The sequence below is a fragment of the Pseudofrankia saprophytica genome (assembly GCF_000235425.2).
GTDB lineage: Bacteria > Actinomycetota > Actinomycetes > Frankiales > Frankiaceae > Pseudofrankia > Pseudofrankia saprophytica.
This window is the reverse complement of the sequence record NZ_KI912266.1, coordinates 1,712,446-1,737,677: the sequence shown is the minus strand read 5'-3', so window position 1 is coordinate 1,737,677 and position 25,232 is coordinate 1,712,446. Positions and strand designations below refer to the sequence as shown.

The following is a 25,232-nucleotide window of genomic DNA, read 5'->3' as shown; positions in this document are numbered from 1 at the left end:
GCTCGGTGGGGCGCTTCGAGTGGGGGGTCTTGGAATGCGCCAGTCGGGGGGCTCGGCTCGCTCCGAGGGCTCGCCGGCGACCGACGAGACGCCGGCGGAGTGCGGGGAGCGCCTGAAGCGCGGGGAGCGCCTGGCCGGATGTATGACCGGGCGGTGGGCTCGCTGGGGTGTCGTCCTGCTGTGGCTGGCGCTCGCGCTGGTGGCCACACCGCTGGCCGCGCGGCTCGACGACGCGCAGACCAACGACGCCGCGGCCTTCCTGCCGCCGAACGCCGAGTCCACCAAGGTGCTCGTCGCCCAGCGGAGCCTGCCCGGCGGGGACGCGATCCCCGCGGTGGTGGTGTTCGCCCGGGCGGGCGGACCGCTCACGGCGCAGGACCAGACCGCCGTCCAGACCGCGGCTGCCCGGCTCGCGCCGTTCGGGACGACCCAGCTCCCCCCGCCGGTTCCCTCCCCGGACGGGCGGGCCGCGCTGCTGATCGTGCCGATGGAGCAGTTGGCGGACGCGAACAGGTTCGCCGACCAGATCGACGAGATGCGCTCGACCGTGCGCGGGCTCGCCCCACCGGGCCTCACGACATCCGTCACCGGCCCCGCGGGCGTGATCGTCGACACCTACACGCTGTTCAGCGATGTCGAGGGCACGCTCCTGTTCGTCACGGCCGGCGTGGTCGCGGCGATCCTGCTGATCGTCTATCGCGGCCCGTTCCTCTGGCTGGTACCGCTGCTCGCCGTCGGCGCCGCCGACCAGACCGCCAGCGCGGCCACCTATCTACTCGCGCGCCATGGGGGCCTGACCGTCAACGGGCAGAGCGCCGGCATCCTGCGCGTGCTGGTGTTCGGCGCGGGGACCGACTATGCCCTGCTGCTGATCGCCCGCTACCGCGAGGAGCTGTCCAGGTATGCCGCGCCCGCCGACGCGATGCGCGTCGCCGTGCGGCGCGCGGGCCCGGCGATCCTGGCCTCGGCCGGCACCGTCGTCATCAGCCTGCTCTGCCTGCTGCTCGCCGAGCTGAACTCGGACCGGGGCCTCGGCCCGGTCGGCGCTATCGGGATCGCGACCGCGTTCGTCACGATCATGACGCTGCTGCCGGCCGCGATGGTGATCTGCGGGCGCCGGCTGTTCTGGCCGTTCGTCCCGAAGTTCGCCGCCGTGCCCACCGAGGTGGTCGGTGGGGTGCCCGTGGCGGTGGCCGTGGCCGGGACCGACACGGTGGACATGGCCATGACGGGCACCTGGGCGCGGATCGGGGCCGCGATCGCCCGCCGCCCCCGGCTGGTCTGGCTGGTCACGGCCGCGGTGCTCGCGGGACTCGCGGTCGGCATCGTCACGCTCGACACCGGGCTTCGCCAGCAGGACGCGTTCCGCAAGTCCACCGACTCGATCGTCGGCCAGCGGATCGTCGAGAAGCACTTCCCGCCCGGCGCGAGCGAGCCGACCTATGTCGTCGGCGCCGCCAGCGTCGACGACCAGCTGGCCAGTGTGATCAACGCGACCCCTGGCGTCGCCGCCTCGACGGAGAGCAGCAGCGACGGCGAGGTCACGCAGTTCCTGGTGGTGCTCACGGACTCACCCAACAGCGCCGCCTCGTTCGCGACGATCGAGCGGCTGCGGGACCGGGTCCACGCCGTGCCGGGCGCGCACGCGCTGGTCGGCGGGAACACGGCGGTGAACCTCGACGTCCGCGACGCCTCGGTGCGCGACCGTCAACTGATCATCCCGCTCGTGCTCGCCGTCGTGCTGGTGATCCTCGCGATGCTGCTGCGATCCGTGGTCGCGCCACCGCTGCTGATCGCGACGGTGGTGCTGTCGTTCCTGGCCGCGCTCGGGGTGGCGGCGCTGGCGTTCACGCACGTCTTCGGCTTCCCCGGCTCCGATCCCTCGCTGGAGCTGTTCGGGTTCATCTTTCTGGTGGCGCTCGGGGTCGACTACAACATCTTCCTGATGACGCGGGTCCGCGAGGAGGCCGCGCGGACCGATGCCCGAACCGGGGTGCGGCGCGGGCTCGCCGTCACCGGCGGAGTCATCACCTCGGCCGGGGTGGTGCTCGCGGCCACGTTCTCGGTGCTGTTCATCTTCCCGCTGGTGCAGCTCGCCGAGATCGGCTTCCTGGTCGCCTTCGGGGTCCTGCTCGACACCCTGGTGGTGCGCTCGATCCTGGTCCCCGCGCTCGCCCTGGACATCGGAGCCGCCATGTGGTGGCCCAGCCGCCTAGGCCGTCGCCCACCCACCACCACCACGAGCGCCCTGCCCCCCATCACCACCTCCGACAACCGAACACCGCGCCCCACCCACCACGGATAGGGCCGCCAGACGTTCAAGCGAAGTGGCCCCCGCGGGGGCCGGGCAGGGTGGTGACGTTCAGCGTCGGGTGACCGTGCGGCGCGGAGGCGCGCCTCCGCGGAGGCCCTCCTACGAGCGAAGCGAAGTAGGGGGCCGCGGCGGAGGTTGCCGGAGCGAACCAGAAATACAGTTCCTACCCGAAGGTCGGGAACTCCGGCCCGAAGATGGCGGCCCAGAACGCGACGGCCTCCTCGTGCCGGCCGTCGGCTTCGGCAAGGATCGCCTTCTCCGAGTAGGAGCGCGCCAACCGGATCGACTCTTCAAGCGCGCCGAGGTCGTCCGGCCGCAGGTAGGTCGACAGGTCGCCGCCGACGTCCGCCGGGTCGGCCATCGAAAGGCCGACCTCCTCCATGTGCCGGAAGACGGTGGTGAGCGCCTGGCGGGTGTTCAGGCCGCGCCCGGCGAGCACGGTCCCGGCCAGCGCCTCGATGTGGAACGAGCGCAGGTGACTGCCGCAGACCCGGTTCCACGCCTTCAGCAGGCGCACGGCGGAGATCACCCGAGGGCCCAGGTCCTCGGTCCAGCTGGCGTGCCGCTCGGGCCGGGTCGGCAGCCAGCCGCCGACCCGGTCCGGCATCACGTAGCCGGCCCGCGGATGGTCGAACGCGGGAACGAGGTGCACGTCCGGCGGCGTGTCGTAGACGACGCGCAGCGCCTGGCCGCGGGTGCCGATGGTCTGCACCCGGTCGCCGCCGATCGCGCCCCGCACGCACAGCAGCAGGTCGCGCGAGTCCCAGCGGAACCGCTTCCAGGCGCCGCCCGCGGCGCTGAACACCGCGAAGATGTCGACCTCGTCCAGCGGGCGGATCATCGTGTCCCGGCCGGCCGAGCCGATGGTGGCGACACCGACGAGCGGCAGCGCGCAGCGTGGCGGGAAGATCGCGCGCAGGGCCCGCTCGGCCTCGTCCCTGCGGGCGTCGATCACCGCCTTGTCCTCGGAGCTCAGCCGGATCATGTCGTCGAGCTTGGCGAACGCGCGCGCCGTCGTGCCGACCAGCAGCGGACCGGTCATCGCCCCCGTGTGCGGGCCGGTCAGGTGCGGGCCACTCGCCGGCTGTGCCTGCGCCGGGGGCGCGTCGACAGTCGGAAAGAGTGAGTTCGGCGCGCCGGGGACGGACTCGTCCGGCCGCCGCCAGTGCGGCGGAATGATCAGATGGTCGTACGTGACCTCGGCTGGTGGGATCTGCGACGAGATCGGGTGTGGGGAATCCACGCTCATGGTGCACCTCCCCGGCGCATCGCGCCGACCGTCGAGCTCCCCCTCCCGGACACACGCCGCCGTGTTGGCCGACGCGGATACCCGATCCGGACGGTGGAAGCCTTGTCCGGTCGCGACATCATTGCCATGGTGCCTCAGGCCGTCACCGCCTGAACAGCCGGGACACCCTACAGGTGGCCAGAAGCTACGCATCGGCGACGAAACAAGACCTCAAACGTTGTCGGGTAGCCGACAACCTAGCAGCGCATGCCGCCGATGTGCAGGCCAAAGAACAATCCGGAAACGCCGCGTTGAGCTGCGGCAATGACGCAGGGAACCGGGCTTCTCGCGGTGCGGCACACCCCGGGAACGAGGGGTACGAGCGGGCCGCGAGCGTCCGGCACGCCGCTACGCCCCGTAATGGCGGCTCGGCCCGATCAGCGGGACGGCGGGCGGCACCACAGTCGCCAGCCGGTGGTGAGCACGACCCTGGTGGGCTGAAAGGACGTTGCCATCGCCAGTCGTTCGGATGCCGCGTCGTCGGCGCGCACTCGGGTCTCCACCAGAGCGAGAAGAGACGCCTCCAGCCAGGTCGCCAACGCCCGGACGATCTCGGCGCCGTATCCGCGCCGGCGTTCGTCCGGGCCGATCACCACCGCGACCGCCGCACGGTGCGCCCGGGTGTCGGCGCCGAGCAGCCCGACGGCGACGCCGCCGTGGTCGCGGACCACCCAGGTCAGCGCGGCGCGGCCGGCACCCGTCCGGTGGCGCAGCTCGCGGCGCAACGCCGCCGGCTCGGTCGTCCCGCGCGCGTCCGGGCCGGCGAACAGCCCTCCGACTCCGAGCCCCGGAGCCGGGCGCGCCGCGAGCGCGACCTTGCGCGCCAGCTCCTCGGCGACATAGCCCGCGTTCCACACCGTCACCGGCAACGCCTGCAGCCGCGGCGTCGTCAGCGTCGGCCCGTCGCCACCCACGCTCACCCGCGCCGGGAAGGCTCGCGGACGCCCAGCAGGCCGCGGTCACGCAGCCAGGCCTCGGTGCGGCTCATACCGTCGGCCAGCTCGACCCGCGGGCCCCAGCCGGTCAACGCGGTGATCCGCTCGCCCGAGCACCTCCCGGTCCTGGTCACGTCCGCCACGCTGAGCGGACCCAGGTCCATCCGGCCGCGCGGGTCGACCCCGGCGACCAGCCGGGCGCCGAGACCGCGCACGATCCCCAGGGCCGCGGAGCCGGCCGACGGGACGGACGCCTGGCCGCCGCCGGCGTCCCCGGTGGGCTCCCCAGCGACGCCGGCGGGCTGGCTGCCTCGGCCAGCCTCGGCGAGCGCGGCGGCGGAGCCCGGCCGCGGGACGCGGTGCGACTCGACCCGGCCGCGCAGACGCCCGACGGCCACGGTGGCCTCATCCAGCGCGCCGTACATCCGGGCGGGCACTGAGCGCGGTGCGGGCAGATCCAGCATCCGGCTGTAGTAGCCGACGAACTCGGCGACCGTGCACGGCCCCGGCCCGGTCACGTGCAGAATCTCGCCGGCCGCCCGCGGCGAGTCCGCGGCCGAGATCACGGCCGCCACCACGTCGTCGATGTGGACGGGGTTGAGCCACCCGGTGCCACCGTCGAGGAGGACGAACCGGCCCGAACGCAGCAGCAGCACCGGCCAGACCGTCCACCGGCCGGCCCGCGGGCCATAGGCGTCCCCGAGGCGCAGCACGGTGGCCGACAGGCCGGACGCCGTCGCCGCGCTCACCGACTGCTCCGCGGCGGCCAGGGTGTCGGCCCGCGGGTCGCCGGTCAGCCCGACGGGCGCGGTCTCGTCGATGCCGTCGGCGATGTCCGGGCCGAGCGCCGACACGCAGGACAGGTGCACGACCCGGCGCACCTCGGCGCGGGCGGCGGCGTCGAGCACCGTGGCCGTCCCGCCGAGCAGGACCTGGCGCATCCGGGCCAGCGGAATGCGCGCGCTGCCGAGCGGTCGGCCACCGCGGATCGGCGGCAGCTCGCCGACCCCGCCCATGCCGGCCGCCGCGGCGTGGACCACCAGGTCCGCGCCGGCGAACTCCTTCTCCCAGTCGCCTGGCCGGCTCACGTCCGCGGTGCGCACGCCAGGGCCGCGGGCCACGTCGAGCGCGACCACCTCATCCCCGCGACCACGCAGGGCATGGGCAATCGCCCCGCCGACGAACCCGGCGGCGCCGGTGACCACCACCCGAGCCAACGTCAGCCCTCCTGACCGTGACCTCGCGGACGAGACCGTTCTGATCCTGCTGGCACGCGGTCCTCACGGCCGGAGTCCAGATCACGTCCCAGCATGCAGCATGACAGCACACCCGGATCTCAGCACGCACGGCGCCCGGCACACCACATGGACGACGGCCACCCACCTGCCGCCTCCAGAACCTACGACTGCCTCCCGGGCCTACGACAGGCCGCCGCCCTCGACGGGCGCGAGCCCGACCGGCTCCTCTTTCCTCTCCTCTTCCTTCTCTTTCCTTTTCTCCTTCACGAGGCCCCCGCCCTCGCCCCCGGTCTCCTCTTCCTCTGGGCTTCCGGCCACCGTCGCGCGGCGCCGGGCCACCTGGCGCCGCAGCAGCTCACCGAACAGGCCGGCCAGGACCGAGACGACCACGACGGACGGCGCGAGCCACGGAGTCGACTCCTTCAGCCCGGGCACCGACGCCGCCGCGTAGCCCAGCGCGGTCAGCCCGGTACCCCAGATCACCGCGCCGACCACGGCCGCCAGCAGGAAGCGCGACCACGGCATCCGCACCGCGCCCGCCAGGATCGGGGCGAAGGTGCGCGCCCAAGGCACGAATCGGGCCGCTACCAGCGTCACCGGGCCGAAACGTCCGTAGAACTCCTCGGTGCGGTCAAGCAGCTTTTTGTGTCGACGTTCCAGCCAGGGCCGGCCGAGCCGCCACCCGGTCACATAGCCCACGCAGACCCCCACGACCGCCATCACGGTCACGCCGGCAGCAAGTAGCGGCAGCGACACCCGGTGTGTCGGATCCGCCGCCAGCAGCCCGGCCGCCAGCAACATCGCGTCTCCCGGCAGCCAGAACCCGATCGGCACGCCGCTCTCAAGGAAGACGATCGCGAAGACGGTCAGATACAGGGTCAGGCCGGATAGACGGTCGACATCCATGCCATCAGTCTGACGGGGCGCCGAGCGCACCCGTCGCCGGACGCTTCGCGGCGCGCGCCGTGATACCCGATCGGCGCGGCCGCTGCGAAGATGACGGATCGAAGGGTAAGTAGTCACGAGTCCCAGTGGCGCGGGCGATGTCGGCGGCAACGGGCTCCCTCACAGCCGCCTCGCGTCATACCCTTCGCGCAACACAGCCCACAACGCGCGGTCCCGGCACACCCCGGCGCGCGCCGTCCACCCCTGCCCGGTCCGCCGGCGGGCGACGGCCGCCGGCGGGCGAACCCGGCCGCGTCCGCCCGCTCGGTGGCCCGACGCCTTTGACAGGAGCTTTCGATGCCCATCGCGACCCCAGACGTCTACGCCGAGATGCTCGACCGGGCGAAGGCGAACGCCTTCGCCTACCCAGCCATCAACGTCACCTCGTCACAGACGCTGAACGCCGCGCTGCGCGGCTTCGCCGAGGCGGGCAGCGACGGAATCCTCCAGGTGTCCACGGGGGGAGCCGAGTACCTGTCCGGGTCGACCGTCAAGAACATGGTGCTCGGCGCGGAGGCCCTGGCCGAGTTCGCGCACCACGTCGCCAAGGCCTACCCGGTGCAGATCGCCCTGCACACCGACCACTGCCCGGCGGACAAGCTCGACACCTACATGCGCCCGCTCGTCGCCATCTCCAGGGAGCGGGTGAAGGCCGGCCGCGACCCGCTGTTCCAGTCGCACATGTGGGACGGTTCCGCGGTGCCGCTGGAGGAGAACCTCAAGCTCGCCGAGGAGCTGCTCGCCGACTGCAAGGCCGCGAACATCGTGCTCGAGGTGGAGATCGGCGTCGTCGGCGGCGAGGAGGACGGGGTCGTCGGCGCGATCGACGAGAAGCTCTACACCACGCCCGAGGACATGTGGCGCACCGCCGAGGTGCTCGGCACCGGCGACAAGGGCCGGTACATGCTGGCGGCCACCTTCGGCAACGTGCACGGCGTCTACAAGCCGGGCAACGTCAAGCTACGCCCGACGATCCTGCGCGACGGCCAGCAGTACGTGGCCGCCAAGCTGGGGCTCGGCGCCGACGCGAAGCCGTTCAACCTGGTCTTCCACGGCGGCAGCGGCTCGGAGCTCTCCGAGATCCGCGAGGCGCTGGACTACGGCGTCGTCAAGATGAACGTGGACACCGACGCCCAGTACGCGTTCACCCGGCCGGTGGCGGACCACATGTTCAAGAACTACGACGGCGTCCTGAAGATCGACGGCGAGGTCGGCGTCAAGAAGTCCTACGACCCCCGCACCTGGGGCAAGGCCGCCGAGGCGAACATGGCCAAGCGGGTCGCGCAGGCCTGCGAGGACCTGCGCAGCGCCGGCCAGGCTCTTTAGTTTGGTTCGCTCCGTCCGGGCACGGCGCTCCGGCGACCTCGCTGCGGCCCGGCCCACTTCGCTTCGCTCGTGGGCCGGGCCTCCGCGAGGCGCGCCTCCGCGCCGCGCGGTCACCTGCCGCTGAACGTCACCAAACCAAGATCCATCCGATCCGGGGCACCAGCCAGATTTAGCTCGGCGTCGGATCTTCGGCCCGGGGTCGCCAACTTGGCGGCCCCGGGTCGTTTGCTGTCCCCGGCCGGTCCATCGCCCGTTCGGGCGGGTCCACCCGGACGGGCGGGCCTACCGGACGGGCAGGTCCACCAGAGCGGCGGGTCCACCCGTGGGTGGGCAAAGCGGTCAGCATCACTACTGACTACTCGCCGTTGCACAGTGGACTACTTAGCGCCACCGAAAGCGGACCACGACCGGACACGCCTGGCCAGTGCGCCACAGGGGTCGAATCTGTCGATGGTCAACCATGAGCACTCATTCGACTACCATCTGCGCACGAACCGGGTGATTCGGGGCGGGTGTAGCGAGGATCGCATTTCGCCCGAGCAAGCATCGAAGGTGCCCTTCGGACGGCAGAATGGTAGATTTATTTTTCGACGCGACACGCGGACGGAACCAGACCCGCGTGTGGCCCTCTGCTCGGACGGTCCGGCCCCTTGTGGGACGAAACCGCCAGCTAGCAGATCCTCGACGCAGAGCAAGAAAACGCCGCCCGCGGAGCCGGGTAGGAAAGATGAGCGCGCGTACGCGCGCGATAACATCGTTTCGGGCACATTTCAAGCAGCGACACGCCGGTGTGGCCTTCTTCACGTGCCTATTTCAATGCTTGCCGCCACGCCGAGGAATGTGGTTATGGTCTTCGCCGTGCCTGGCGACAGGACAGGCACCCAACGGGCGGCACGCCGAATCCTGCCCCCGCCCGGCGAGTTTTGAACCAGCGGCAGGAACGGGGGAACCGAATCCGGACGCCTGATCCAGAGATCCTGGGCAGCGGCCTTTTCCACCAACCTGATCGGACCGACGAGACCCGTGGAGCCGAAGTGGTGACGGAAAAGGCTCAATAGTGCGACGGCCTGCGTGGCCAAAAAGCGCGCCACGCCAGCCTCGCCCTCAACAGGCGTCCTAGGGGTGAAGCCGACCGACTTTCGCTGTGCTCGTTGACGCGCCGAACCGAGCGCGTCAACCCAACAGCCGAAAATGTCGCGTGGCCGGGCAATCTCTTTCCAGCCCGAACCCGACAGCTCACCTCGCAGGCGTGGGGAAGGGCAATCACGCATGTCCGAATCAAGTACCCCTGGTCGACATCGCATGCCCGGCGGTCGTTTCGTTCCGCCGGTGGCCGAATGTCCGCCAGACGGCACCACGAGCGTGCGCGTCTCCGTCAGCCCCCGAGCTGGCGAATCGGCGGGGCCGATCCGCCAGGTTTCTCCCCGGAATTCCCGGGAACCCCGGCGAGCCGTCACGTCCCCGGCACGCCGGCTACGCAAGTCCCTCGCGGCAGTTCCCGTCATCGCCGCGGCCGTGGGCGGCACACTCGCCGTCGCGACACCCGCGAACGCCTCTTCCACCTGGGCAGAACTGCGCCAGTGCGAGTCGGGCGGAAACTATTCCATCAATACCGGCAACGGATACTACGGCGCGTACCAGTTCTCCGTGAGGACGTGGCAGAGCCTCGGATATTCGGGGCTGCCGAGTGCCGCGCCACCGGCGGTTCAGGACGAGGCGGCGCTGCGGCTGGCGCAGCGCTCCGGCTTTGGCCAGTGGCCGGAATGCGGCCGCGGGATGGGTCCGGACCAGCTCGCCCCGGGCGCGAGCTCCGCCGGCGCCGGCCAGGCCTCCCGGTCGGCCCCCAGAGCGCCTCTCGTGGCCCAGCCGATCTCCTCGACCACGGCGCACCTGCCCTTCACGACGGCACTGGCCGGCCAGTACCGCGCCGACGTCCAGTCCTGGCAGGCCCAGATGAACAAGATCGGCTATTCCCTCGCCGCCGACGGGCACTACGGGCCGCGTTCGGCCGAGGCCGCCCGCGCGCTGCAGCGGGCCAAGGGCCTGGCCGTCGACGGCGTCGTCGGCCAGAGGACCTGGGCCGCCACCTTCGCCTGAGCCGTCAGGCGTCACCGCCCGGCTGACCTTCTCGCCGAGGCCTCCCGTCACGCGGGGCTTTGCCATTGCCCGTCGTTGACGGAACTCCCGGGGATCGGCTGACACCGATCCCGGGCAGGAGCCTCGGCCTGGGCCACCCGCCCGGATCCTCCCTCCCGGGCCGGCCCCGCGAGGTCAGTCGACCCGCCGCCACTGGAACCTCGCCGCGATCGGCCCCCACCGACCGCTGCCCACGCTGGCGACGGGACCCCTTTCCCACCCCGTCTCCGGCCGCCAGTCGGAGGCGTGCGGCCTTGGCCCGCCGGTTGGTCGGTGGGGCGAGGGGATCTGGCGGCGACGACGGTCGCTGCCTCGCCGCCGTGCCGTCGCGCCGGCCACAGAGTCGAAGGCCGCGCGAGCCTCATCATGATCGCGTGGCCGCCGGCCGGCGTGCCGGTCGGGCGGCGTCAGCGAGTGGCTGGCGCCACCGCCGGAACAGTCGCGAACCGGGGTCGTCCCTTTCGTTGGGGTGACCCCGGTTTGCGGCGAAGGATGACGACTCGCTACAGTCCGGTGCTACTCATCCGACCTGGGTGAGTCGCGCGGGCGGACGCCGAGTCCTGCCCCCACCCGCGTGTGGAGATGGCCCCGCTGCCGCGGGGCACGATCCGCTCGGGCAGGAGCGGGGGACCCACTTCCGGACGGGACGACAGTCACGTCCTCGGGGTGAAGCCGGTCAGCTGGGCGCGACGCCGCGGGCGACGCGCGAGGTGACACCGGCCGGGCATTCCCAGCCCGAACCCGACAGCTCACCCCGCAGGCGCAGGGAAGGGATCGACATGCCGTCTGAGCAGTCCGGTGACGCCCGGTCCGCCTCCAGGACGGGAGGCCGGCACCGTGCCCCGCAGGGCCCGTCGTCGACCGCCCGCCTGCTGCGTACCACCGGCGCGGTCACGGCGCTCGTGGGCAGCGGCCTCGCGGTCACCGCGATACCGGCCGGCGCCGCCACCCCGGACGACTTCGCCCGGTTGCGTCAGTGCGAGTCCGGCGGCAATTACTCGATCAACACCGGCAACGGCTTCTACGGCGCCTACCAGTTCGACAAGCGCACCTGGCAGGGCCTCGGCTACTCCGGCCTGCCGAGCGAGGCGGCCCCGGCCGTTCAGGACGAAGCGGCATACCGGCTTTACAACTCCCGCGGCTGGTCCCCCTGGCCGGCCTGCTCCAAGAAGCTTGGCCTGACCAACAACGGGCCGGTCGGCGGCGTCTCGTCGTCCGCGTCCAGCGGCTCGGTCCAACAGGCGGTCCAGCCAGCCGAGCCTCCGATGACGCTCGACCGGGCCCGCTCCGAGGTCCAGCAGTCGGGCTTCCACGGCACGATCTCCACGGCCGACGGCGGCAAGGTGCGCGCCGACGCCTACGTCTGGCAGCAGCAGATGCGCGACCAGAGCTTCTCGCTCACCGTCGACGGCAAGTTCGGCCCGCAGTCGCAGGGCGTCGCCGCGCTCTACTCGTACCTGACCGGGGTCAGCGACGGCGAGCCCGGCGTCGTCGGCGAGAACCTCTGGAAGGCGACCGTCCAGGGCTGACGCACGGCTCGGACGCCGCGCGCGGGCCGGTCCGTGGCCGGGGGGCCGCGCCGTCTACGGTTGGGGCATGACGACTCCGTCCGGACGGCCCGATCTCATGGGCGGACCACCAGCCACCCTGCTGCCGGTCGACCCCGCATCGGCGGCGCTCGCCGCGGGTGAGGCCGCAAGCCGCGTGGCCGCCCGGTTCCCCACCTCCAGCGCGGCGTGGGCTGCGTTGGCCGAGGAGGCCCTCGGCGGCGGGCGCCCAGTCGAGGCGTACGCCTACGCGCGCACCGGCTACCACCGCGGCCTCGACGCGCTGCGCCGCTCGGGCTGGCGCGGGCACGGACCGGTCCCCTGGTCGCACGAACCGAACCAGGGATTCCTGCGCGCCCTGGCCGCCCTCGGGCAGGCCGCCGCCGCGATCGGCGAGACCGCCGAGGTCGAGCGGATCGGGAAGTTCCTGTTCGACAGCGACCCGACCGCCCCTGGCCAGCTCACCCAGGCCGACTGATCATCGGCTCACGGGGTCGAAGGCACAGTCAGGCACCGAGCCGTCACTCAGCCAATCGGTGGGGTAGGCGGGGCTTCGTTCTTAGGTACAGTCTCACCCCGTGCCTGCGCTTGTCCTGATCGGAGCCCAGTGGGGCGACGAGGGTAAGGGAAAGGCGACCGACCTTCTGGGCGGCGCCGTCGACTACGTCGTGCGCTACCAGGGCGGCAACAATGCCGGCCATACGGTGGTCATCGGCGACGAGAAGTACGCCCTGCACCTGATCCCCAGCGGGATCCTGCGTGCGGACTGCATCCCGGTGATCGGGAATGGTGTGGTGATCGACCCGGGGGTGCTGCTCGCGGAGATGGCCGGTCTGCGCGCCCGCGGCATCGACACCTCCAGGCTGATGATCAGCGCGAACGCCCATCTGATCATGCCGCACCACCGGGCCCTCGACCGGGTGACCGAGCGTTACCTCGGCAAGGCCCGGATCGGCACGACCGGCCGCGGCATCGGCCCGGCCTACGGCGACAAGGTCGCGCGCACCGGCATCCGGGTGCAGGACCTGCTCGACCCGGGCATCCTGTGCCAGAAGCTGGAGCTGGCGCTGCGCGAGAAGAACCAGGTGCTCGCCAAGGTCTACAACCGCCGCAAGATCGAGGTCGACGCGGTGGTCGAGGAGTACCTGGAGTACGCCGCGCAGCTCGGCCCGCACATCGCGGACACCGGCCTCGTGCTGGACTCGGCGCTGCGCGCAGGCAAGGTCGTCCTGCTGGAGGGTTCCCAGGGCACCCTGCTCGACGTCGACCACGGCACCTATCCGTTCGTCACCTCGTCGAACCCGACCGCGGGCGGCGCGGCCACCGGCGCGGGCATCGGCCCGACCCGGATCACTCGGGTGATCGGCATCATCAAGGCCTACACCACCCGGGTCGGATCGGGACCGTTCCCGACCGAGCTGGACGACAAGGTCGGCGACGAGCTGCGCCGCGTCGGCGGCGAGTTCGGGGTGACGACCGGCCGCGCCCGCCGCACCGGCTGGTACGACGCGGTCATCGCCCGCTACGCGGTCCGGGTCAACGGGCTCACCGACCTGTTCCTGACCAAGCTGGACGTCCTGTCCGGCTTCGACACGGTGCCGGTGTGCGTGGCGTATGACGTCGGCGGCACCCGGATGTCCGAGATGCCGATGACCCAGACCGAGTTCCACCACGCCAAGCCGATCTACGAGGAGCTGCCCGGCTGGAACGAGGACATCTCGGGGGCCACGTCGTTCGACCAGCTCCCGCCCGAGGCGCGTGACTACGTCAAGGCGCTCGAGGAGATGTCCGGCGCGCCGATCTCGGCGATCGGCGTCGGCCCCGGCCGCGACCAGACACTCGTCCTGCGCGACCTCCTCTGACGTTGACGTACCTCTGACGGTCACGAACCTCGGACGTTCACCGGCCCCCGGCGGCCACCAACTTGCGCTACGGACAGTGACGAGCGACGCTTTCTTGGTCACGCCCCGCAGCCGCCGGGAGGTTGATCACGTGGTCGCCCGCCCGTCCGAGGAACCGCAGCCCACTCCAGGACCGCCGGAGGCGCGAAGGGAGAACAGCTTCGGGCCCGCATCGATGGTGCCGCCCGCGCCCGCCGACGGTCAGCCTGGCGAGGACGGTCCCGGTGGCCCGCTGGTGGTGGCACCCGGTGGGGACGAGGCCCTGTGGCGCCGCGCCGCCGTGCTCGCCGGCCCCGCGGAGCCGCTCTGGCAGGTCCGGGCGGGGGGCTACCGCGCGGACGTGGACGCCGACGCCTGGCCGGTCGGGTTCTCTCCGACGGGCGAGGCGCTGCCCGACGCCCTCACCGACGTCCTGCTGCGCGGCAGTCACTGGGTGCGCAGCGCCCGGCTGGCTGAGGCGGAGCGCAGGGAGCGCTCGGCGGCCGTCGCCGCCCACGTCGAGGCGCAGCTGGCCGCGTTCCTCAAGCTGTGTGCCGAGGCGGAGCTGGTAGCGCCCGTGACGATGCGGGTGGTGCGGGACGCGCCACGGCTGGCGCGGGCTCGGCACCGGGCCGAGGGCCGGCCGCGCGCGGCGCTGCGCGCGGCCGACGACTCGACGGCGGACCTTCCGCAGGGGACCGAACGCCGCGACCAGCACGCCCGGGGCGGCGGGTCGCCCGGCCGCTGGCACGGCAGGAACCGGCCGGCGGCATGGCCGGTGCTCTACTGGCGCTGTGAGAGCTTCCCGTCGGCCGGCCGGTCGCTGCACCTGTTCGTCGAGCCGGGCGGCCGGACGTTCGAGGGCCGGGACCTGCCGGCCCCGCTGACCGTGCTCGGCCGGCAGGTCCGGGTCTGGCCGGTCGACGTGCCGTCGATCGTCGAGGGCATGGCCGAGGTCGACGCACGCCGCTGCGCCCTCCACCTGGTAGACGGCATGGCCAGGCTGCTGTGGCGAGCCGGCGTTGGGCTCTGAATCACACCGAGCCCGGCTCGGGCTTTAGGCGCGCGTCGGGGAATCGGGTGACAGGTCGGTTTCCGGGTATGGTGCGGCCCGGGCCCAAGGTCCCCGCCGACCGGTGTCGCCGGTTCCGGGGGTGACGGCCCGCAGCGGCCCCCCGACAGGCAAAGGACCGACGGACCGATGACGCACGGCGTACGACGCCCACGACCGCCTGGCCGGGTGTCTCCAGAGGTGGCTGCGTGAGCATGAAGGTCCTTGTGATCGGCTCGGGCGGCCGGGAGCACGCGCTGTGCCGGGCGCTCGCCCGCGACCCCCGCGTCGGCTCGATCGTCTGCGCGCCGGGCAACGCCGGCATCGCCGACCTCGCCGAGGGCCGCCCGCTCGACGTGGCCGACCCGGACGCGGTGGCCGCCGTCGCCGAGTCCGTCGGCGCCGAGTTGACGATCATCGGCCCGGAGGTCCCCCTGGTCGCCGGCGCCGCCGACGAGCTGCGCGCCCGCGGCCTGCCGTGCTTCGGACCGTCCGCCGCCGCGGCGCGCCTCGAGGGCAGCAAGACGTTCGCCAAGGAGGTGATGCGGGCCGCGGGCGTGCCGACGGCCGCGGCCCGGGACCACGCCGAGATCGAGCCGGCGCTCGCCGACCTGGACACCTTCGGCCCGCCGTACGTCGTCAAGTACGACGGGCTGGCCGCCGGCAAGGGGGTGACGGTCACCGAGGACCGCGACGCCGCCGTCGCGGCCGTCCGCGACTGCCTGCGCGGACCGGACGACCGCGTGGTGCTCGAGGAGTACCTCGACGGCCCGGAGGTGTCGCTGTTCGCGGTCGTCACCGAGGACGGCGCCGTGGCACCGCTGTTGCCGGCCCAGGACCACAAGCGGATCGGCGACGGTGACACCGGTCCGAACACCGGCGGGATGGGCGCCTACGCCCCGCTGCCCTGGGCCTCGCGCGGGCTCGCCGGCCAGGTGGTCACCACCGTCGTCCGCCCGACGGTCGCCGAGATGGCCCGGCGCGGCACCCCGTTCACCGGTCTGCTCTACGTGGGTCTGGCGCTCACCGCCCGCGGGCCGCGCGTCGTCGAGTTCAACGCCCGGTTCGGCGACCCGGAGACGCAGGCGATCCTCGCGCTGCTCAGCACGCCGCTGACCGACGTGCTGACGGGCCGCCGCCCGCCGGTCTGGCGGTCGGGTGCGGCGGTCACCGTGGTGGTGGCCGCCGCCGGTTACCCGGGCACCCCCCGGCTCGGCGACCCGATCCGCGGCCTCGAAGCCGCCGGGAAGCTCACCGGGGTGGACGTCCTGCACGCCGGGACGAGACGCGACGCGGACGGACGAGTGGTCTCGGCCGGCGGCCGAGTGTTGTCCGTCACGGCGATCGGTTCCAACCTCGAGTCCGCGCGAGGATCGGCGTACGAGGCCGTCAGCCGGATCTCGCTGGCCGGCGCCCAGTACCGCACCGACATCGGTGACCCGTCGCGGCTGCGCCACGCCGCGGACGTCCGCCGCGCCGGCTCGGCCGGCGGGTCTGGCGAGGCTGGCTAGCGTCCAGCGAGGCTGGCCAGGCGGTCACCGCCCCGAGCAGTAGGGGCGCCCCAGGAGCACCTGCCGGTGGTAGAGCCGGAGTCCTCCCCGACGACGAGGAGCGAAGTGAGCAGCAACAACACCCCCGAGTCCCCCTCCGCCCGCCCGCGGGTCGCGGTTGTGTACGGGTCGGCGTCGGACGCGCAGACGATGAGCAAGGCCGGCGCGACCCTCGCGCGGTTCGGCGTCGCCCACGAGGAGGCCGTGCTCTCGGCCCATCGCGCGCCCCGCACGCTGGCCGACTGGGTGGAGGGCCTGCGCGGCCGAGGCATCCAGGTGGTCATCGCCGGCGCCGGGCTCGCCGCCGCGCTGCCGGGCACCGTCGCCGCGCTCACCACGCTGCCGGTGATCGGCGTCCCGATCTCCGGGGGCGCGCTCGACGGGATGGACTCGATGCTCGCCATCGCCCAGATGCCGCCGGGCGTCGCGGTGGCCACCGTCGGCCTGAACAACGCCACCAACGCGGCCGTGCTCGCCGTCCAGATCCTGGCCCTGGCCGACCAGGAGCTCGCCGGCAAGCTCGCCACCTACAAGGACGACTTCGAGCGCGCGGCGGCGGACGGGCTCGCCCGCGTGACGGCGGCCGCCGCGGCGCCCGCCGGCGTGTCGGCATGATCGAGCGTTACACCCTGCCCGAGATGGGCCGGGTCTGGTCGGAGGCGTACAAGTACGAGCTGTGGTGCAAGGTCGAGGTGCTCGCCATGGAGGCGCACGCCGCCGCCGGGCGCATCCCCGCCGACGCGGTCGAGCCGGTGCGCGCGGCGCCGGCACCGACGCCGGCGGCGGTCGCCGAGATCGAGGCCGTCACCCAGCACGACGTGATCGCGTTTCTCACCGCCTGGGCCGACCAGACCGAGCCGCGCTCGGCGGCCGCCTACGTCCACTTCGGAATGACGTCGTCCGACCTGCTCGACACGGCGCTCGCGCTTCAGCTGGTCGAGGCGACCGACCTCCTGCTCGCCAAGGCGGACACCCTGGTCGCGGCGCTGCGCGACCTGGGGCTCGCCCATCGGTCCACGCTGCGGGTCGGGCGCACCCACGGCATCCACGGCGAGCCGACGGTCTTCGGCCACCGGGTCGCGGACCTGGCGTTCGGCGTCGCGCGCTGCCGCGACCGGCTGCGTGCCGCCCGCGCCGACGTCGCCATCGCCAAGATCTCCGGGGCGGTGGGGACGTACTCGAACATCGACCCGGACGTGGAGCGCCACGTCGCCGAGAGGCTGGGCCTGGCCCCCGCGCCGGTCGCGACCCAGGTCGTGCTGCGCGACGGCATCGCGAGCTGGGTGGCGGCGCTGGCCGGTATCGCCACACTGTGCGAGGCGGTGGCGCTGGAGGTCCGGCACGGGCAGCGCACCGAGGTGCGCGAGCTGTCCGAGCCCTTCGGCAAGGGCCAGAAGGGCTCGTCCGCGATGCCCCACAAGAAGAACCCGATCATGTCCGAACGGATCGCGGGGCTCGCCCGGATCGTGCGGGCCCAGTACGTCCCCGTCCTCGAGGGCGTGCCGCTGTGGCACGAGCGGGACATCTCGCACTCCTCGACGGAACGGATCGCGCTGCCGGACGCGGCCGCCGGCGCCGACTACCTGCTGAACCTGACGACCCGGCTGGTGACCGGCCTGGTCGTCGACGTTGACCGGATGCGCGGGAACCTCGACGCCACCGGCGGGCTGGTCTACACCTCCGCCGTCCTGCTGGAACTGGTCGAGACCGGCCTGTCCCGGGAGGACGCCTACGTCATCACCCAGGCCGCCGCGATGGAGACCTGGCAGACCGGCGTCCCGTTCCGGGAGACGCTGCGCAAGCATGCCGCCGATCGCGGCCTGCCCCTCGACGAGAGCCGTCTCGACGAGGTCAGCCGGCCCGAACGCTATGTCGAGCGGCTGGGACCTGTTTTTGACCGACTCGCGGCGCTGAGCTGACGGCGTTGAGCTAGGAACCTGGAGAAATCATGCCGCTTACGCACGAGGAGTTCGCCGGGCTGACGCACCTGGGCTCGGGTAAGGTCCGCGAGCTGTTCGCCGTGGGAGATGACGCGGTCCTGCTGGTCGCGAGCGACCGGATCTCCGCGTTCGACGTCATCCTGCCGACCGAGATCCCCGACAAGGGCGCGGTGCTGACTGGCCTGACGCTGTGGTGGTTCGACCAGCTCGCCGATCTCGTTCCGTCGCACGTCATCAGCTCGAACGTCGACGAGTACCCGGCCGAGCTCACTCCCTACCGGGAGCAGCTGCGCGGCCGGTCGATGCTGTGCCATCGGCTGGACATGGCCATGATCGAATGTGTCGCTCGCGGCTACCTGACCGGCAGCGGGCTCAAGGACTACCAGCGCACCGGCGCCGTCAGCGGCCACCCGCTGCCCGAGGGCCTCGTCGACGGCTCGAAGCTGCCGCACCCGATCTACACCCCGTCGACGAAGGCGCCCATCGGCGAGCACGACGAGAACATCAGCCGGGCCGACGCGGCGGACCGGGTCGGTGGCGAGCTCGCCACCGAGCTGGAGAAGCTCACCCTGCAGATCTTCGGCCGGGCGAGCGACCTCGCCGCGGAGCGCGGGATCCTGCTCGCCGACACGAAGTTCGAGTTCGGCCACGACTCGGCCGGCGTGCTGCGGCTCGGCGACGAGGTGCTCACCCCGGACTCGTCCCGCTTCTGGCCGGCGGACCTGTGGTCGCCGGGCGGGGCCCAGCCGTCGTTCGACAAGCAGTTCATCCGGGACTACCTGGTCAACTCAGGCTGGGACCGTGACACTCCGGCCCCCGAGCTGCCGGCCGACGTCGTCGTGTCGACGAGGGCGCGCTACGTCGAGGCGTACGAGCGCCTCACCGGCATCTCGTTCGACGACTACCTGTCGACGTCCTGAGCCAGCCGTCGTCCTCCTGGGCGAAGGACCGTCACCGACCCGGTCAGGCCCGCTGGCCGGATTGGCCGTTCAGCACCTTGATCGGGTCGGTGCACAGGAGGTTCAACGCCTCGTTCACCAGCACCGGGTCGTAGCGGCGCTCGTCGAACTGCGCCCGCACGTGCAGCACGCCCGCGAGTTCCAGGTAGATGAAGGAGATGCCTTCGTCCTTGCCCCCGGAGCGCGCGTTGGCGAAGAAGCGCTCCTCCGGCGGGGCGAGCCACCGCAGACGTTCCAGCTCGGGCTCCCGGCCCCAGCTGACCAGCCACGGCCGCACGTCGGGTGCGGCCGGCGGCGCGGCGGCCTGGGGGCGCGGTCGAGGCAGCCAGGACTTCGCGATCTGGAAGGCCTGCCTGGCCAGCGGCTGGCCCAGCTCGGTCGCCCGGCGTAGCTCCGCTCCGAACGACTCCGGTGACGTCGGATCGTCCGGCCAGATGGTCAGGCGTTCCACGAAGTTGCCGAACGTCGGAGCGCCGACCCGCAGATAGCGCCGCAGGTCGCAGGGCAGGTGGATGCCGTCGTCGGCGCTGCCGAGCCCAGCCGCGTCCATCGCGGCCATGGTCGCCGCGAACAGCACGCTGTTCACGGACACGCCAGGGGCGTGCAGGTCCCGCCACGCGCGCAGCGTGGCCAGGTAACCCGGCCGGGAACGCTGGAGCAGCCTGCCCACGCCGCCCGCCGCCGGGCGCGGCCCCGCCGCGGCCTGGGCTGGCAGCCGCTTACCGAGCTCGAGCTGCTCGCCACCCGGGAACTCGCCGAGCTCGAGCTGCTTGCCACCCGGGAGCTCGCCACCCAGGAAACCAAGCCGGCCGGCGGGGACCTCGTGCCGTTCACGCATCGACGCCGCGAGATCCCTGAGCAGGGCCGGCCGGCGGCCGTAGGTCTCACGCAGGGCACGGGGTAGCGGGTACCGCGTCCCGCCACCCACCAGGTCGGTCGGACGGCTGCCCTCCAGCGCGTGGCGCAGCACGCCGGCCCAGAACTTCAGGCAGGTGTAGTCGCCGAGGAGGTGGGAGAACATGAGGAACGAGCAGCGCTGGCCGACGAAGATCCGGAACGGAAGGTCACCGAGACCCTCCTCGCAGAGCTCGGCCAGACGGGCCAGCAGTGGGCCGGAATCCTCGACGGGCTCGCCAATGGCGGCCGGGCTGTCGTCGAGGTCGACGACGACGGCCGACAGGAACCGTTCGCGCTGCCTGAGCGGAACAGGAACACGGGCCCCCCTGGCGGCATCGATGCGACGCGTGAACCGGCTGGACGGGTCGATCGTCGCGAGTTGCCGGATCACGGTTCGGGCGGCCTCGACCGACGGCATCTCGGCCGGGCCGGTCGCGACCGCGAATGTGCTCTCGATGCCGAGCCAGAGGCGGTCGCGCCGCGGGAAGTCGTTCCAGCGGAAGACAGTCGCGGTTTTTGTCACGGATTCCCAGGCACCCCCACCTGACAAGTACAGAAATTGTACCTTACGTAACTGTACCTACCGTCGGACCAGTCGCGTTCACCGCCCCACCGGCTCCGGGCCTGGTTTATCGCCGCCGGAGAGGCACTTTAGGCCCGGCCCGTGCATTGCCGGACAGGAGCTTTGCTCGGCGACTACTCGGCAGCCTCCACAAGGGTCGATCTTCGCAGGGATCGACCCGCGCGGCTCGGCCGTTACGGAGACGAGACCGTCGGCCGCCTGTCGGCGTTCCGACATCCACCCGGGACGCCTGGCGCCAGCGGATGACGGCCGGCGTGCCCCGCGGACGCCAGTTTTCGCGCCTGCCGCGGGAACGCCGCGGGCACGGGTGGAAGTCCTGGTCACGGGCCCGGCAAAGGACGGCGGCACCCGCGCCGCACCGCGTCAGGGTGGGGCTGGCCCCACCCCGGCCGGCGGTGGTGACCCACCATGGCCCACAGGCTGGCCTGACCCCAGGGCCGGCGGTTCACTCCAGTGACCTTGCCCGCCCGTTCCGGGACCGTTGACCCATGCCCAGTCGCGCTCCCCACCACCCCGACGGCCATCGGGCCGATCACTCCGCCCAGGCCCCGGCGCGCTCCGCCGCCGGGGCCGCCCGCCGGCCGAACGGCAACGCGGGCCGCGTCACCGCCGACGGTCACGCCAACCACCTCGCCGCCAGGGCCGCGCGCTGGAGCGTGCGGCACCGCAAGTTCGCCGTCGCCGGCTGGCTGCTCGCCGTCGTCGCCGTGATCATGATTGGCAACATGATCGGCACGAAGACCCTCAAGGACGAGGACATGAGCCTCGGCGAGAGCGGCCGCGCGGAGCAGACGCTGCGCGACGCCGGCTTCGTCGACCGCGACAGCGAGAACGTCCTCATCCAGCTTCCTACCGCGCCGGCCGGCGGCCAGCTGGCCGACCCGCAGGTCCGCGCGACGGTCGCCGATGTCATCGCGCGGATCGCGGCCACCGGTGAGGTGACCGACGTGCGCGCCCCGATCCCCGCGCAGGGTGCCACCGAGGACAGCGGTCTGGTCTCCGCGGACGGCCGGTCCGTGCTGGTGACCTTCGAGCTCACCGGGGACCCCGACACCGCGGCCGACCGGATCGAGCCGGTCATGGACACCGTCGCCTCGGTCGCCGCCGCCCACAGCGGGCTCACGGTCGAGCAGTTCGGCCAGGCGAGCGCCGACAAGGCCCTCGACGAGACGATGGGCAACGACTTCCAGCGGGCCGAGTGGTCCGCGATCCCGGTGACCATCGCCATCCTGCTGATCGTGTTCGGCGCGCTGATCGCCGCGCTGATCCCGGTGGCGCTGGCGATGACCGCGTTCATCGGCACGCTCGGCGTCGTCGCGTTCGTCAGCCACCTGATGCCGACCAACGAGATCGCGACATCGGTCATGCTGCTGATCGGCCTCGCCGTCGGCGTCGACTACGCGCTGTTCTACATCCGCCGCGAGCGCGAGGAGCGCGCCAAGGGCCACGGCCCCGAGCGGGCGCTGGCGATCGCGTCCGAGACCTCCGGCCACACCGTGCTGGTCTCCGGCCTGACCGTCGCCGTGTCGCTGGCCGGCCTGATGATCACCGGGATGAGCGTCTTCACCGGGATCGCGGTCGGCACGATGATCGTCGTCCTGGTCGCGCTGCTCGGCTCGGTCACCGTGCTGCCCGCGCTGCTGTCCCTGCTCGGTGACCGGGTCGAGCTCGGCCGGCTGCCGTGGAAGCGCCCGGCGGCGCCGGACGCGCCCCGCTCCCGGCGGGCCCGGCGGGCGGCGCGCCGCACCGCGCGGCACTCGAAGCGCCAGGCCGGCGAGATCGCGGACGCGGCCATGACCGAGGTCCTCGGCGCGGCCGTCGCCGCCGAGCACGCCGAGCGCGTGGAGCGGGCCGAGCGGGCCGCGCTCCTCGAGGCGGCCGGGAAGAACGGCCGGGTCCGCCTGCTCGACCGGCTGATGCGCCACCCCGGCATCGTCGCGACCGTGACCGGCGGCCTGCTGATCCTGCTCGCCCTCCCGACGCTGGGCATGCACACCGCCGAGCAGGGGCTCGACGACCTGCCCAAGGACATCCCGGTCATGAAGACCTACCAGCGGCTGACCGCCGCCTTCCCCGGCGGGCCCACGCCCGCGGTGATCGTGGTGTCCGCACCCGACGTCACCTCGGCGCCCGTCACCGCCGCGATCGACGACCTGCGGTCCAAGGCCGTCGCGGCCAAGGTCGGCTTCGAGCCCGTCGTCGTCGACATCAGCGCCGACAAGACCGTCGCCCGCGTGCTCATGCCGATCGCCGGCGGCGGCACCGACGACGCGTCGATGGACGCGGTCCACACGCTGCGCGACGACCTGGTGCCCTCGACGATCGAGAAGATCCCCGGCGCGCGCGCCGACGTCAGCGGCCTGGCCGCCGGCTCGCTGGACTTCAACGACCAGCTCGGCGGGCGTACCCCGCTGGTGATCGGGTTCGTGCTGCTGCTGGCCTTCGGGCTGCTGCTGACGGCGTTCCGCAGCGCCACGGTCGCGGCCCTCGCGGTGGGCCTGAACCTGCTCTCCGTCGGCGCGGCCTACGGCCTGCTGGTGCTGATCTTCCAGCACCACTGGGCGGACAGCCTGCTGAACTTCACGGCCACCGGCAGCATCGCCAACTGGATGCCGCTGATGCTGTTCGTGATCCTGTTCGGCCTGTCGATGGACTACCAGGTGTTCCTGCTCTCCCGGGTCCGCGAGGCCCGCGAGGCGGGGCTGGACATGCGGTCGGCGGCGCTCGCCGGCCTGCGCCGCAGCGCCGGCGTGGTCACCAGCGCGGCGGTCATCATGGTCGCGGTCTTCTCGATCTTCGCGACGCTGTCCCAGGTCAGCATGAAGCAGCTGGGCATCGGCCTCGGCTCGGCGATCCTCATCGACGCGACCGTCATCCGGGTCCTGCTGATGCCCGCCATGCTCACCCTGCTCGGCGACCGCGTCTGGCGCCCCAAGGCCGGCTCCACCCCCGCGGCCGGCCCCGACGCGGGCGAGACCCCCGCGACGGTTCTCCCCACCCAGCAGCCAAGGAGCCTCCGAGCCCACTCGCACACCAGCTAACCGCGCCCAGCTAGCCACACTTGGCTAGCCACACCGATCCTGTGCCCGCCCTGCCGTCCCCCGCGGCAGGGTGGGCACAGCTGTGTCCCGCGCGCGAGATCCGCGCCACCTGGCTCCTGATCAAGCCTTCGGAGCGGAGCGGGTGAACAGCATGTCGGCCTCGCCTGCTCGATCCGCGGCCGCATCCCCTGCCCCGACACCGCCTCCAGCTCCACCATCACCCGAACCGTGTCAGCTCACCGAGCCCATGGGCTCGGTGAGCTGACACACCTCACGACAGCGCCCCGGAGGTGTGTTACATGGCCGAGCCCATAGGCTCGGTGAGCTGACCCGATTTCCACTCGGGTACGGGCGCCCGGCGACGGCGACGCTGGACTGCTTACGGCACGCCCCGGGCCATCTATCCGGCCGGCTGGATAGAGCAGTCACCGGCCCGCTCGGCCGTACGCACTTTGTCACCGTACGTAGACGACGCGACGCCGCAGCCGCCGACCGCGAAGTCCGAGCGACATCAAGGCGGGACACGACGCCACCTCACCGGCCTGGCCCCTTCCTGCGTGGGTCACAGCGGACCCCCATGGGGGTTGCGCAGGGGTTACAGTCGTCCGCGACGTCCGGTACCGCACTCGAGGACTGGAACGGCCAGATGCCCCGTACCCCGCTCGCCGATCCCGACGCAAGGACTCGGCCCGCCCTCGCCAGCACCCGCGCGGAGCTGGCCGCGCTGCTCGCCCCGCCGGCCGGGCGCCGGGCGGTGGTGATGACCATGGGCGCGCTGCACGAGGGGCATGCCACCCTCATCCGCGCGGCCCGCCGGGAGGCCGAGCAGGTCGTCGTCACGATCTTCGTCAACCCGCTGCAGTTCGGGCCGCACGAGGACCTCGACCGTTACCCGCGCACCCTGGCGGCCGACCTCGAGGTGTGCGCCCGGGAGGGTGTGGACGTCGTGTTCGCGCCGTCGGTGGTGCACGACCCGGCACCGCTGGTGACCGTGGGTGCCGGGCCGCTCGGCGACATGCTGGAGGGGGCGAGCCGGCCGGGGCACTTCGACGGCGTCCTCACGGTCGTCGCGACGCTGCTGCACCTCGTCCGGCCGGACCTGGCGTTCTTCGGCCGCAAGGACGCCCAGCAGCTGGTCTGCATCCGCCGGATGGCAGCGGACCTGGCCTTCGGAGTGCGGATCGTCGGCGTGCCGACCGTCCGCGAGCCGGACGGGCTCGCGCTGTCCAGCCGCAACGCCTACCTGACCACCGCCCAGCGGTCCTCGGCGCTCGCGCTCTCCCGGGCGCTGGCGGCCGGCCTCGCGGCCGCCGCCGCCGGCCCGGACGCGGTCGTCGCCGCCGCGCGCGCGGTGCTCGCGGCCGAGCCAGGCATCGAGGTCGACTACCTCGTCCTCGCCAGTCCCGACGACCTCGGCCAGGCCACGACCGGGCCCGCCCTGCTGCTCGTGGCGGCCAGGGTGGGCGCCACCCGCCTGATCGACAACGTCGAGCTCACCCTCCCACCCGCCGCCGAACCAGAGGCCTGACCATGACCAGCACCCGTTCGCCCGCGGCGTCGGCGCCGCACACCCAGGCGGGCCAAAGGGTGCGCGAAAATGTT

Annotated in this window: 18 protein-coding genes and 2 riboswitches; of the genes, 13 read left to right on the top strand and 5 right to left on the bottom strand. The window is 72.6% G+C overall.

What is annotated here, in order from left to right; genetic code table 11:
* Positions 1-34: 34 nt before the first annotated feature.
* On the top strand, positions 35-2,305 hold the full coding sequence (locus tag FRCN3DRAFT_RS0207330; protein WP_007511034.1) for an MMPL family transporter: 2,271 nt from the start codon (positions 35-37) through the stop codon (positions 2,303-2,305).
* Positions 2,306-2,477: 172 nt separating this feature from the next.
* Here the strand turns inward: FRCN3DRAFT_RS0207330 and FRCN3DRAFT_RS0207325 are convergent, their stop codons facing one another.
* The 4 genes from FRCN3DRAFT_RS0207325 to FRCN3DRAFT_RS43140 all read right to left on the bottom strand — a co-directional run bounded on the left by FRCN3DRAFT_RS0207325 (position 2,478) and on the right by FRCN3DRAFT_RS43140 (position 6,711).
* Entirely contained in the window at positions 2,478-3,563 is a 1,086-nt protein-coding gene (locus tag FRCN3DRAFT_RS0207325) for a nucleotidyltransferase domain-containing protein (RefSeq protein ID WP_007511036.1), read from the bottom strand.
* A gap of 416 nt (positions 3,564-3,979) precedes the next feature.
* Positions 3,980-4,522 (bottom strand): GNAT family N-acetyltransferase, encoded by a 543-nt coding sequence (locus FRCN3DRAFT_RS0207320; protein WP_007511038.1) that lies wholly within the window; start codon positions 4,520-4,522, stop codon positions 3,980-3,982.
* Complete coding sequence (locus FRCN3DRAFT_RS0207315; protein WP_007511040.1) at positions 4,519-5,754, bottom strand: NAD-dependent epimerase/dehydratase family protein; 1,236 nt, start codon at positions 5,752-5,754, stop codon at positions 4,519-4,521. The genes FRCN3DRAFT_RS0207320 and FRCN3DRAFT_RS0207315 overlap by 4 nt, the downstream gene beginning before the upstream one ends.
* Positions 5,755-5,955: 201 nt before the next feature.
* A complete protein-coding gene (locus FRCN3DRAFT_RS43140) occupies positions 5,956-6,711 on the bottom strand; it encodes a DedA family protein (protein ID WP_232793958.1) in 756 nt (251 codons plus the stop codon).
* 306 nt (positions 6,712-7,017) lie between these two features.
* Here FRCN3DRAFT_RS43140 and fbaA point away from each other — a divergent pair, with 306 nt between their 5' ends.
* From fbaA to FRCN3DRAFT_RS0207260, 10 genes are all read left to right on the top strand, one after another.
* A complete protein-coding gene (gene fbaA / locus FRCN3DRAFT_RS0207305; RefSeq protein WP_007511044.1) occupies positions 7,018-8,046 on the top strand; it encodes a class II fructose-bisphosphate aldolase in 1,029 nt (342 codons plus the stop codon).
* Between the two features lie 1,038 nt (positions 8,047-9,084).
* Positions 9,085-9,311, top strand: a riboswitch (cyclic di-AMP (ydaO/yuaA leader).
* 142 nt (positions 9,312-9,453) lie between these two features.
* The gene (locus FRCN3DRAFT_RS0207300; protein ID WP_035926767.1) at positions 9,454-10,143 is read left to right on the top strand and encodes a transglycosylase family protein; all 690 of its coding nucleotides are present in this window, start codon (positions 9,454-9,456) and stop codon (positions 10,141-10,143) included.
* Between the two features lie 638 nt (positions 10,144-10,781).
* Positions 10,782-10,960, top strand: a riboswitch (cyclic di-AMP (ydaO/yuaA leader).
* Between the two features lies 1 nt (position 10,961).
* Entirely contained in the window at positions 10,962-11,711 is a 750-nt protein-coding gene (locus FRCN3DRAFT_RS0207295) for a transglycosylase family protein (RefSeq protein ID WP_007511049.1), read from the top strand.
* 67 nt (positions 11,712-11,778) lie between these two features.
* Positions 11,779-12,207 (top strand): DUF3151 domain-containing protein, encoded by a 429-nt coding sequence (locus FRCN3DRAFT_RS0207290; protein ID WP_035924454.1) that lies wholly within the window; start codon positions 11,779-11,781, stop codon positions 12,205-12,207.
* Positions 12,208-12,307: 100 nt separating this feature from the next.
* On the top strand, positions 12,308-13,591 hold the full coding sequence (locus FRCN3DRAFT_RS0207285; protein ID WP_007511053.1) for an adenylosuccinate synthase: 1,284 nt from the start codon (positions 12,308-12,310) through the stop codon (positions 13,589-13,591).
* A gap of 130 nt (positions 13,592-13,721) precedes the next feature.
* Entirely contained in the window at positions 13,722-14,642 is a 921-nt protein-coding gene (locus FRCN3DRAFT_RS0207280; protein WP_007511055.1) for a hypothetical protein, read from the top strand.
* A 233-nt stretch (positions 14,643-14,875) separates the two neighbouring features.
* A complete protein-coding gene (gene purD, locus FRCN3DRAFT_RS0207275) occupies positions 14,876-16,171 on the top strand; it encodes a phosphoribosylamine--glycine ligase (protein WP_007511057.1) in 1,296 nt (431 codons plus the stop codon).
* 105 nt (positions 16,172-16,276) lie between these two features.
* Complete coding sequence (purE, locus tag FRCN3DRAFT_RS0207270; RefSeq protein ID WP_035924450.1) at positions 16,277-16,825, top strand: 5-(carboxyamino)imidazole ribonucleotide mutase; 549 nt, start codon at positions 16,277-16,279, stop codon at positions 16,823-16,825.
* Positions 16,822-18,129: an adenylosuccinate lyase gene (purB, locus tag FRCN3DRAFT_RS0207265; RefSeq protein WP_007511061.1), complete on the top strand. Its 1,308-nt coding sequence runs from the start codon at positions 16,822-16,824 to the stop codon at positions 18,127-18,129. The genes purE and purB overlap by 4 nt, the downstream gene beginning before the upstream one ends.
* Positions 18,130-18,158: 29 nt before the next feature.
* Positions 18,159-19,070, top strand: a complete 912-nt coding sequence (locus FRCN3DRAFT_RS0207260; protein ID WP_007511063.1) for a phosphoribosylaminoimidazolesuccinocarboxamide synthase — start codon at positions 18,159-18,161, stop codon at positions 19,068-19,070.
* Positions 19,071-19,113: 43 nt separating this feature from the next.
* Here the strand turns inward: FRCN3DRAFT_RS0207260 and FRCN3DRAFT_RS0207255 are convergent, their stop codons facing one another.
* Positions 19,114-20,529, bottom strand: coding sequence for a hypothetical protein (locus FRCN3DRAFT_RS0207255; protein ID WP_007511065.1), 1,416 nt, complete (start codon positions 20,527-20,529; stop codon positions 19,114-19,116).
* A gap of 548 nt (positions 20,530-21,077) precedes the next feature.
* Here FRCN3DRAFT_RS0207255 and FRCN3DRAFT_RS51125 point away from each other — a divergent pair.
* Both FRCN3DRAFT_RS51125 and panC read left to right on the top strand, forming a co-directional pair.
* Positions 21,078-23,630 carry an MMPL family transporter gene (locus tag FRCN3DRAFT_RS51125; protein WP_007511067.1) on the top strand — a complete coding sequence of 851 codons (2,553 nt, stop codon included), beginning with the start codon at positions 21,078-21,080 and terminating at the stop codon, positions 23,628-23,630.
* Between the two features lie 646 nt (positions 23,631-24,276).
* Positions 24,277-25,158, top strand: coding sequence for a pantoate--beta-alanine ligase (panC, locus tag FRCN3DRAFT_RS0207245; RefSeq protein ID WP_035924447.1), 882 nt, complete (start codon positions 24,277-24,279; stop codon positions 25,156-25,158).
* Positions 25,159-25,232: the final 74 nt, after the last annotated feature.